This window comes from Reichenbachiella ulvae (assembly GCF_025833875.1).
Classification (GTDB): domain Bacteria; phylum Bacteroidota; class Bacteroidia; order Cytophagales; family Cyclobacteriaceae; genus Reichenbachiella; species Reichenbachiella ulvae.
On the sequence record NZ_JAOYOD010000011.1, the window covers coordinates 1 to 8,723 of the forward strand.

16 protein-coding genes and 2 pseudogenes are annotated in these 8,723 nt (G+C 40.8%); 10 read left to right on the plus strand and 8 right to left on the minus strand.

What is annotated here, in order from left to right:
• The 6 genes and pseudogenes from N7U62_RS22920 to N7U62_RS22945 all read left to right on the plus strand — a co-directional run.
• Positions 1-430, plus strand: a pseudogene (locus tag N7U62_RS22920) (putative type IX sorting system protein PorV2); the annotation flags it as partial.
• A complete protein-coding gene (locus tag N7U62_RS22925; protein WP_264140505.1) occupies positions 417-602 on the plus strand; it encodes a hypothetical protein in 186 nt (61 codons plus the stop codon). The pseudogene N7U62_RS22920 and the gene N7U62_RS22925, both read left to right, overlap by 14 nt.
• 62 nt (positions 603-664) lie before the next feature.
• The gene (locus N7U62_RS22930) at positions 665-1,105 is read left to right on the plus strand and encodes a hypothetical protein (protein ID WP_264140506.1); all 441 of its coding nucleotides are present in this window, start codon (positions 665-667) and stop codon (positions 1,103-1,105) included.
• Between the two features lie 164 nt (positions 1,106-1,269).
• Positions 1,270-1,443 (plus strand): hypothetical protein, encoded by a 174-nt coding sequence (locus tag N7U62_RS22935; RefSeq protein WP_264140507.1) that lies wholly within the window; start codon positions 1,270-1,272, stop codon positions 1,441-1,443.
• A pseudogene (locus N7U62_RS22940) lies at positions 1,440-2,105 on the plus strand (C25 family cysteine peptidase); the annotation flags it as partial. The gene N7U62_RS22935 and the pseudogene N7U62_RS22940, both read left to right, overlap by 4 nt.
• A 34-nt stretch (positions 2,106-2,139) precedes the next feature.
• Positions 2,140-2,619, plus strand: a complete 480-nt coding sequence (locus N7U62_RS22945; RefSeq protein WP_264140508.1) for a C25 family cysteine peptidase — start codon at positions 2,140-2,142, stop codon at positions 2,617-2,619.
• 104 nt (positions 2,620-2,723) lie between these two features.
• On the opposite strand, the gene N7U62_RS22950 is transcribed toward N7U62_RS22945, so the two are convergent.
• Positions 2,724-2,879, minus strand: coding sequence for a hypothetical protein (locus N7U62_RS22950; protein WP_264140509.1), 156 nt, complete (start codon positions 2,877-2,879; stop codon positions 2,724-2,726).
• Between the two features lie 30 nt (positions 2,880-2,909).
• On the opposite strand from N7U62_RS22950, the gene N7U62_RS22955 reads away from it, so the two are divergent.
• The 4 genes from N7U62_RS22955 (at position 2,910) to N7U62_RS22970 (ending at position 5,452) form a co-directional block, all read left to right on the plus strand.
• A complete protein-coding gene (locus N7U62_RS22955) occupies positions 2,910-3,872 on the plus strand; it encodes a hypothetical protein (RefSeq protein ID WP_264140510.1) in 963 nt (320 codons plus the stop codon).
• Entirely contained in the window at positions 3,857-4,198 is a 342-nt protein-coding gene (locus N7U62_RS22960; RefSeq protein ID WP_264140511.1) for a hypothetical protein, read from the plus strand. Before N7U62_RS22955 ends, N7U62_RS22960 begins: the two co-directional genes overlap by 16 nt.
• A 455-nt stretch (positions 4,199-4,653) precedes the next feature.
• The gene (locus tag N7U62_RS22965) at positions 4,654-4,938 is read left to right on the plus strand and encodes a hypothetical protein (RefSeq protein ID WP_264140512.1); all 285 of its coding nucleotides are present in this window, start codon (positions 4,654-4,656) and stop codon (positions 4,936-4,938) included.
• The gene (locus N7U62_RS22970; protein ID WP_264140513.1) at positions 4,913-5,452 is read left to right on the plus strand and encodes a hypothetical protein; all 540 of its coding nucleotides are present in this window, start codon (positions 4,913-4,915) and stop codon (positions 5,450-5,452) included. The genes N7U62_RS22965 and N7U62_RS22970 overlap by 26 nt, the downstream gene beginning before the upstream one ends.
• A gap of 79 nt (positions 5,453-5,531) precedes the next feature.
• Here N7U62_RS22970 and N7U62_RS22975 read toward each other — a convergent pair whose 3' ends face one another.
• The 7 genes from N7U62_RS22975 to N7U62_RS23005 form a co-directional block, all read right to left on the minus strand.
• On the minus strand, positions 5,532-5,861 hold the full coding sequence (locus N7U62_RS22975) for a hypothetical protein (RefSeq protein ID WP_264140514.1): 330 nt from the start codon (positions 5,859-5,861) through the stop codon (positions 5,532-5,534).
• Complete coding sequence (locus tag N7U62_RS22980; RefSeq protein WP_264140515.1) at positions 5,851-6,186, minus strand: hypothetical protein; 336 nt, start codon at positions 6,184-6,186, stop codon at positions 5,851-5,853. Before N7U62_RS22980 ends, N7U62_RS22975 begins: the two co-directional genes overlap by 11 nt.
• Positions 6,187-6,222: 36 nt before the next feature.
• Entirely contained in the window at positions 6,223-6,414 is a 192-nt protein-coding gene (locus N7U62_RS22985; protein WP_264140516.1) for a hypothetical protein, read from the minus strand.
• Positions 6,414-7,280: a hypothetical protein gene (locus N7U62_RS22990; protein WP_264140517.1), complete on the minus strand. Its 867-nt coding sequence runs from the start codon at positions 7,278-7,280 to the stop codon at positions 6,414-6,416. Before N7U62_RS22990 ends, N7U62_RS22985 begins: the two co-directional genes overlap by 1 nt.
• Before the next feature lie 146 nt (positions 7,281-7,426).
• Positions 7,427-7,705, minus strand: a complete 279-nt coding sequence (locus N7U62_RS22995) for an ATP-binding protein (protein ID WP_264140518.1) — start codon at positions 7,703-7,705, stop codon at positions 7,427-7,429.
• Positions 7,689-7,886 carry a hypothetical protein gene (locus tag N7U62_RS23000; RefSeq protein ID WP_264140519.1) on the minus strand — a complete coding sequence of 66 codons (198 nt, stop codon included), beginning with the start codon at positions 7,884-7,886 and terminating at the stop codon, positions 7,689-7,691. The genes N7U62_RS22995 and N7U62_RS23000 overlap by 17 nt, the downstream gene beginning before the upstream one ends.
• 543 nt (positions 7,887-8,429) lie before the next feature.
• On the minus strand, positions 8,430-8,609 hold the full coding sequence (locus N7U62_RS23005; protein WP_264140520.1) for a hypothetical protein: 180 nt from the start codon (positions 8,607-8,609) through the stop codon (positions 8,430-8,432).
• Positions 8,610-8,723 lie beyond the last annotated feature (114 nt).

Below are 8,723 nucleotides of genomic sequence, written 5' to 3' on the forward strand. Positions count from 1 at the left end.
TTACGCCCAGACTGGAAACGAAATCCCAGAAAACTCAATAGAAGTCACACTTCCTAGATTCATTTCGGGAGCTAGTTATAGGCTAAACTTTATACAAAAATTGAGCATGCTCATCTCTGTTGACCTAGAAAGCACCCTCGATGGCAAAAGAAACACGCTGATCAAATCAGAGCAATTGTCTATAGACCCAAAAGCAGGAATAGAATTGGGCTATGTCGACAAATTTTTTGTCAGATTTGGGGTAGGACAGTTTCAAGAAATCCAAAATTTTGACCGATCCTATACTACAGTCTTCCAACCTAATTTTGGAGTAGGCGTCCAACTGAAACAGTTCAGTATCGATTACGCAATGACTGATATCGGAGATCAAGCCGAATCTTCCTACTCCCATGTACTATCTTTGAAAGCCCGTTTCAATGACAAAAAGTAAACACATCATCTTGCCTCTATGTCTTTTGGTCATGTCACTCAACATGCTCATGGCTCAGCCATACGGCAATGAGTGGATCAATTACAATCAACAGTATTACAAGATTCAGATTGCTGAAAATGGCATTTATCAATTGACACGAACCCAGCTAGCCACAGCTGGAGTCCAGTAGGCAGTGTAGATCCAAGAAAATTTCAACTGTTCTACAAAGGACAAGAAGTAGCCATCTCCGTAGTGGGTGAAAGTGACGGTGTATTCAATGTGAGTGATTACATCGAGTTTTACGGGCAGAAACATGATGGCACTTCAGACACTCCGCTTTACCTAGCCACCGATGCACAACCGCACACTTACTACAACCTATTTTCTGACAGCAGTGCTTATTTCCTCACCTACAGACTAGATTTAGGTTTTGGATTGAGAATGTCCAAGTACTCAGAAAATAACGTAGGAGGACTGGCTGCCGAAAACTATTTCATCCAAGAAAGCCGTGCAGTCTATGCCAATTATTACTTCTCAGGACAAAGTCACGGATTCTCCAATGATGTATTGCTCGGGAGCTATGATTATGCAGAAGGGTGGACAGGATCCATGGTCACCAAAGGCCAATCTGTCACGCAAACACTAACTGGTCTCCACAGTCAAGTACAACTTGGCTACACACTCCTACTATAGAGATTCTGCTCACAGGAGGCAATAACAATGCCCACGACATTTCCGTTTTTGTTGGGGCAAATACATCCAGTCTGCGCCAACTCACCACAGCCAAATTTAATGGTATAGCCAACCATAAAATCAATCAAAATCTACAAGCATCAGACATATCCTCTGGCGGAGAAATGGTCGTCAGAATTACGGTCAATGGCGTCAATGGCAATGCTGACAGAGCAGGCATCGCCTATGTCAAAGTAAACTACAGCAGATCATTTGACCTAGGAGGTACCTCCGATCATGTACTTCAACTAAGAGCAATGCGGGAGGAAAATCATATATCAATGTACAAAACACCTTGACCAACATTCATTTATATGATATCACAACCATCTCCTCTCCCATTTCAATCGGGATCAATTCGTTTGCAAACTCATTCAATGCAATCGTAAACAACACCAACACTATACGAACTCTATTCGCCCAATCAGGCTACAAAACTGTCCCCGTCATTACCAAGACCACATTCAACAACTTTGATCCTGCCTCTTTTGACTACCTCATCATCACACACCAAAGCCTTCGTGCCAGCACAAGCAACAATCAAGGAGACCAGATTTTGGCCTATGCCAACTACAGAAAAAGTACTGCAGGTGGTGGTCATACCGTACTTGATCTCAATGTCGATCAAGTTTTTGATCAATTCAATTATGGTCACCCTTCTCCCATGGCCATCAAACGAATAAGTGAATACATGTATGATAACGGTGGACTTGAGTATCTATTCCTAATCGGAAAGAGCTCCAATGTAGGCTCCAACTACTACAGACTCGATCCAGCTACTACCACCATCAAGCATCTGGTACCAACATTTGGTTATCCAGGTGGTGATGTAGAGTATTCAGCTGGTTTTGACTGAGGCACAGCTTATGAAACCATCGCAACTGGGCGAATCAATGCCACACAACCCGATCATGTTCAGGCCTACTTGAATAAAGTGATAGAAATGGAGGCCAAACCCTATGACAATCTTAGGCGGAAAAACCTGGTACAGTTGAGTGGAGGGAATTCTGGAGCAAGACTCAATTCCTTCAAGGGCTACGGTACAAGGATTTGCTACCATTGCAGTGGACAAAATACTAGGTGGAGAGTCAGTTTTGATATCAAAAAACAACAACAGTGCAGTGGAACTCATCAATATATCTGAGGAAATCAATGATGGAGTGATGACGGTCACTTTTTTTGGGCACTCAAGTGGTAGTATATCGGATATCGAAATTGGATTAGTCTCAGACCCATCATTTGGTTATTCCAACAAGGGAAAATACCCCACTTTCATGGTCAATGGTTGCAAGTCTGGGGATTTTTTTAGCGAAAACGATGAGTCATTTGGCGTGGACTGGATATTGACACCAGATCTAGGCGCAATCTCCTTTATGGCGCATAGCGATCTAGGTTTCCCGACAATCTCAAAAGGTACAGTGACCTTTTTTACAAACTGGCCTTTAATGAAGAGGCATTTACCAGTTTGGGCGTAGGTAAAATCAAAGCTGAAACAGCCAAGAGATCACATACAAAACTATGGCACAGGGGATGCCAATATTGCTCAGGTCCAATCTACTCAACTTGCAAGGAGATCCTGCTACCAGAAGTCTTTGGCGCAGACAAAGCTGACTATGGCGTAGATGAAAATTTGATACATATCAAAACCTTCAACAATCAACAACTCTTGACCTCCATTGATTCTTTTCAACTGGATTTCAATATCAAAAACTTCGGGATCTATGATGACACCCACTTTCAATACAGGTAGTCAGGACACTACCTGATGGCACCAATATTACCTATGGCCCTTTGTATTGATCCAGTACTCAGAGAAGATACGATTAGTTTCATTCTCAATAATCAAATCACTAATGCTGCGGGACAAAACACATTGCGAATTGACATTGACCCATTTGGTGAAATCGACGAGCTCAGTAAAACCAACAACAGTGCTAGCATTGATCTGTTTCTATCCAATGGCAGTACATTGAACCTGCTACCTACCATGTATAGCATTGAGACTACGTCGAATGTTAATTTTTTCTTTCAATCCACCAATATCTTGACCAACACACGTGGTTATGATTTTCAGATTGATACGGTAGACACATTCAACAGCCCCTACTTGAGCACACAATCTATCCAGTCCAAAGTTGTCGGACAGATTCCATTTGATCTATTATCCAAAGGAAACATCACAAGTGGAAAAGTGTTCTATTGGCGAACGAGATACAGCGATCCCTTGCCCAGTGAAAACGAGGATTGGGTAACCTCATCATTTACCTACGTACCTGCTGGGATGGAAGGTTGGACACAACAATCTACTAGTCAGTTGAAAGAATTGAATCGAATAGGACTGACTTTAGATAACAACGGCATTTGGGATTTCATCACATCTAGTTTGGATCTTTCGGTACAAACCTATGGTTCGAATCATCCTACACAAACCTTCTCTATACCAAAGTCCTCTTGGACAATCAAAACTACTTTATATCCAGTTCGCCACAAGCCAACGCTCATTGTAGAAACAATACGGTTAATTTTTTGGCCTTTCAACGCCAATCTTCCGTTCTCCTTTAGCCCGATCACATTCAATACCAGCGCCTCACTAAATCCCTTGATATGTGGTCTTTTGCCTCAGTATATTTTCAACTTCATCGCGTCAGATTTTAGTGGAACTGTCACACCCATGAGACTCATACAGATGCCGTTGGGGATGGTGACAAGGTATTGGTATATTCTTTAGGGACTCTAGATTACAGTACCTGGACTGATGAATTCAAGACCAAACTAGAGTCACTAGGTATCAAAAGAACAACATTGGACAATCTGGTCACAGATGAGCCATTCATCTTTCTTGGGTCTAAAAACACTGGAATAGAAGCCATAGAGATACTCCCAGTGACCACACCAGCCAATCAATCTACCCTCTTCCTCAATGAAGATGTAGTGGGCAGCTTTGATACGGGCGAAATCTCAACTAACAAGATTGGCCCTGCCAAATCATGGAGTAGCGTGAATTTAGAGATCGATATGTCCAACAATCCTGCGGATGATGAAATATGTGGTTAAAATATACGGCATAGACAAAGTGGGAAATGAAGCCATCCTGATGGGCAACAACACAGACCTGAGCTATGATGTCAGCACCATAGATGCCTATTAATATCCCTACCTCAGATTAAATCTTGGGCTGGCGGATGTAGTAGCCTTTTCTCCTCCACAACTTAAGAGTTGGCAAGCAGAATACGAAAGCGTAGCAGAAGGTGTACTCCTCTCTCACAACACCGCTAACCAAACGATAGACCTACAAGAAGGACAAGATTACAGTGCGCCTTATACTTTTGGAATATCTCCAAAAAGGATTACCAAGACTCTATTCTCGTCAAATACAACCTCCTCAACACTACTGCCAACAGCATTGTCAAAGACAGTCTCAAGATTGCAAAATTGGAAGCTGGAGATTCTTCTAATTTTGACATCAAACTCAAGACCAAGAATAATGTTGAGCACCAGTGACCTAAGTCTTGGATGTCAACAAATCAAGCCAAAAAGAAATCTATACCAGCAACAATTCTCTAAGGCTATCAAAATACACAGCAGTCAGTGCAGATGAACACAACCCTCTCCTCAATGTCCTATTTGACGGAATCAAAATCATGGATGGAGACATTGTATCTCCCAGTCCAAAAGTACACATCACCATGTCAGATGATGAATTTCTATTCAAAGAAGACACCTTGGGTATGAATTTTTATATGCGCTTGCCATGTGAGACCTGTGATTATGTACGTATTCCATTTAGCAGCTGAGGTAACCTGGACTGCAGCAAGCCAGCAGGAAAGTTTCTCCATCCAATATACACCTGCAAAATTGGCCGATGGTATCTACGGTCTACGTGTACAAGTATCCGATGCGTCAGGCAATGACTCAGGTGTACAGCCGTATGAGATCAATTTTGAGGTAATCAATGAGTCTACGATCACCAACTTTTACCCCTATCCAAACCCATTCTCTACCCAAACAAGATTTGTATTTACCTTGACGGGGGAATTGTTTCCTGAAGACATCAAAATCCAAATCATGACTATCAGTGGCAGAGTGGTTAGAGAGATTTTTATGGACGAACTAGGACCTATCAACATTGGGAATAATCTTACCGATTATGCTTGGGACGGTCGCGACAACCATGGTGATCAACTTGCAAATGGTGTCTACCTCTACCGTGTTTTGATCAAAAATCCTGGCGAAGAATTCAAACATCGCAAGACCAGTGCAGACAAGGGGTTCAAAAATGGCTTTGGGAAAATCTACATCCTAAGATAGCTTCAATTTTGCTATGCCCCACGCACCAAATGGTAAGCACCATTCAGGATATAGATGATTTTTGGCTTCTTGGTTCTTTCTAATCATCTAGCAACTGATTGACCTTGTGCAAGGCCTTGTCTAGTTTGATGGATTCAGCAGCTAGTGATTCTAGTTGTTTTATCTCGTGATCACTAGCCTTTGCATCTGCTTTCATCATTTCGATGATTGCCATGATATTGGTCAAAGGAGCTCTTAGATAATGTGCATTGCTAAATGCCATATTAGATAAACTTTGGTTTTTGGCTTCCAACTGAACTGTATGAGAAGCTACTAGTTTTTGTAGATTGGCCTTCACTGTCTTGGATTTGTTTGCGTTAATTCGAGCAAAGTCACCTTCTTCTTGAACACTGCTCGATTTACTTTTCATCCAATTTTTCATTGTGAGCATAAAAAGACTCTCGATTCTTATCATAGAACCATTTCAGATACAACACTGTGCCTCCTGTGATGGTGGCATTGATTATAAAACTAATCACCACAGAGGCATCAACTTGATCAGCTGTGGGGTAGGAATAGGATGTCAGTACCACGCATAGAGTACAGAGCACAACAGAGTAGACAATCTTGAAAACTCCTGGCAAAATCACTGCATAGATCGCTAGCAAAGTCAAATACGCATAAGAAAACGAGCCATTGACACCACCATATTGATCCCACAAAAAACCAAATCCAAAGAGTGTACCTATAGACATAAAGATGCTGAGCTAGGACTCTCAATCCCTGAAACACTAACTCATCATCAAACAGACCAGTGACAAGCCAAACAATAACTCATACATCAACAGGATCTGCTCAGACTCGCATACATAGACAGACCAAACTGACCTAAACAGAAAGGAAATAGTACTGAGCCATAGCAGGTAGACATAATAGGTCTGATCAAAGGGAATTCGATATTTGGATTTATAAAACGACTCCATCACCAATTGTTTGAGTCGATTTTATCCTTGATGTCAACAAATGCAGTCGACAAATTATTACTTGATGCCTTAAGTAAAGTAGCCAACTCACTTTTTGAATCCAAGGAATCTATTTTAACAGCCAGATGGTTGATGGAGGGGGCGATTTCCTGTACACTAAAATCCATGAACGAATTGATGGAATGATTGCTAATCGTCAGTTCTTTGGATCGCTGATCAATCTTCAAATTCAATAGGTCATTGAGCTCCTTCAGTTCTATTTCCTGCTTTTCAAGTTTCAAATTTTCTATTTCCAGTTCCTCTATACGGTTGGATAACTCTCGTTCTCTTATGATCTGTCTTTCACTTTCCTTTCCATATCTATATGACAGATATATAAAGCTAATTGCCACTATCACCACGGTAGTCTGGTAATAGGTCAAATTGTAAAAATAAGGAAGTACCATGTCAGAAATCCACTCATAATGAGAATACCAAACCCATATTAAAGTCATCTGAACGGCATAGAGAAATAGACCAAATACCACTGACCACATGCCACGATGAACCATAATCAAAATAACCATGAGTGCCATCAGGTTAATTTTGGACAGGCCAACCAGCCCTCCATTTGTATATCCACAGATAACTAAAGAGGTCAAAACCAGACCAAAAATTGAACTGGTTAGAAAAATAGATTTTGAATAAAAGGCTGATACAAGAGATGCAATAGTAATCAGCAACAATCCAGAATATAAAATCGCCGTTTCTTGACCCAAATCATACTGATAAAGTAGATACAGGCCATGCACCACTTTGATTAGGCACAAGCCACAAACTACGATGAGTATGCTTCTTTCAAGAGACATTTCCTTGAGTCGGATCATGAATGTTTTGATAGCTGATTACGAGATTGCCGTAAGCAAGTCCTAATGTAATTAGCAAATCTGACCATTCTTTATAAAGGCTCTCCGTATATTACAAAGGTATATATCTATAAAATACGCTTTTTTACTTACCTCTCTTGACATATCTATCTCAGGATTTGATTGACCTCTTTTACCAATTGATCAAGGTGATCTGCTCGTTCCTTAAGTCCCTTTAGCTCTTGAAGGTGGTCCTGGTTCGGTTTTCCCTTTTCAAGAATCTGAATCAGTCCTAAGATATTGGAAAAGGCAGTCCTGAGAATATGTGCATTATTGTATGCATAATCGGACAATTGCTTGTTCTTCTTTTGCAACTCGACTGTTTTACGAAGGATGATATCTTCTAGATTATTTTTGGTTGACTGGATTTCACTGGCGCTGCTCAAGCAGTTTCTTTCTTTTTTGAAACAATTCTTCATTCAATTGATCAATCTGATCATTGTAGCTTAGGTATGACTGACGTTCACTCTCCAAGTCTCTTTTGACATACACTACGCATATTGCTATGATCACGGAGTTGATCAAGTAATCGATCTCAATCCATCTCCAGGCTGCGGAGTTTGGCATCCATCCGCGCATTTGAATACAGAGGTCAGCGTCGAACAAATTGTACAAAATCACTAGTGCCGAGGGAATCTGTAGTTACGAGGTAGGACAGCAACGAATCAGCCAACAAGGTATAGTATGTTGTCGACAAGGATCCATATATACGGCCATCAGTATGAATCCACATCAGCACAAACGAAATCAACCCACCAGAAAACACAAAGTCCGATAACGCCAAAAATCGAAATCTATCCAAGCAGCCCGATAGAACTCCAGTAAGTATCAACAAGGCTAAATAAACCCATTGCGCATAGGGATCTACTTCAAAATACACGAAGCGCACCACCATCAACAGGAAGTAAAACAATGCAGCGATTAACAGCTTCTTGTAAAAAGCAAATGCACTCGGGGTCTGATAATTGTCATGTATTCATTCCCCTACTATTGAAATGGCATAACTTTGGACTGATGGTTTTCAAAACAATTGTTAACTTATCTCCAGTTTGTTTCAACAAATCTGAATACTGACCATCTAGAGCAGTATTTTCTATCATTTTTGTAACCTCATGCATACAAAGGCTTATTTTGAGTAAGGCTCAAGTTCAAGTAATTCTCAATCATTTGATTGTTGATCAGCAACTCTTCCTTCCTGATAAGAATTTTGTTCTCCAAGACCTTATTCAATGCAACCATTTCCTTTTCTTGCTCAAATAGGTTCTGATTTTCTTCACGCATCTCATTCATTCTCAGACAGCTCCTTTCTTCTTTTTAGCTGCCTACTTTTTTCCTTATTGTATTGAAATGCCAAAAACACCATCCCAATTGTGATGAGCAAGGCCATGATTCTATAATTGAATA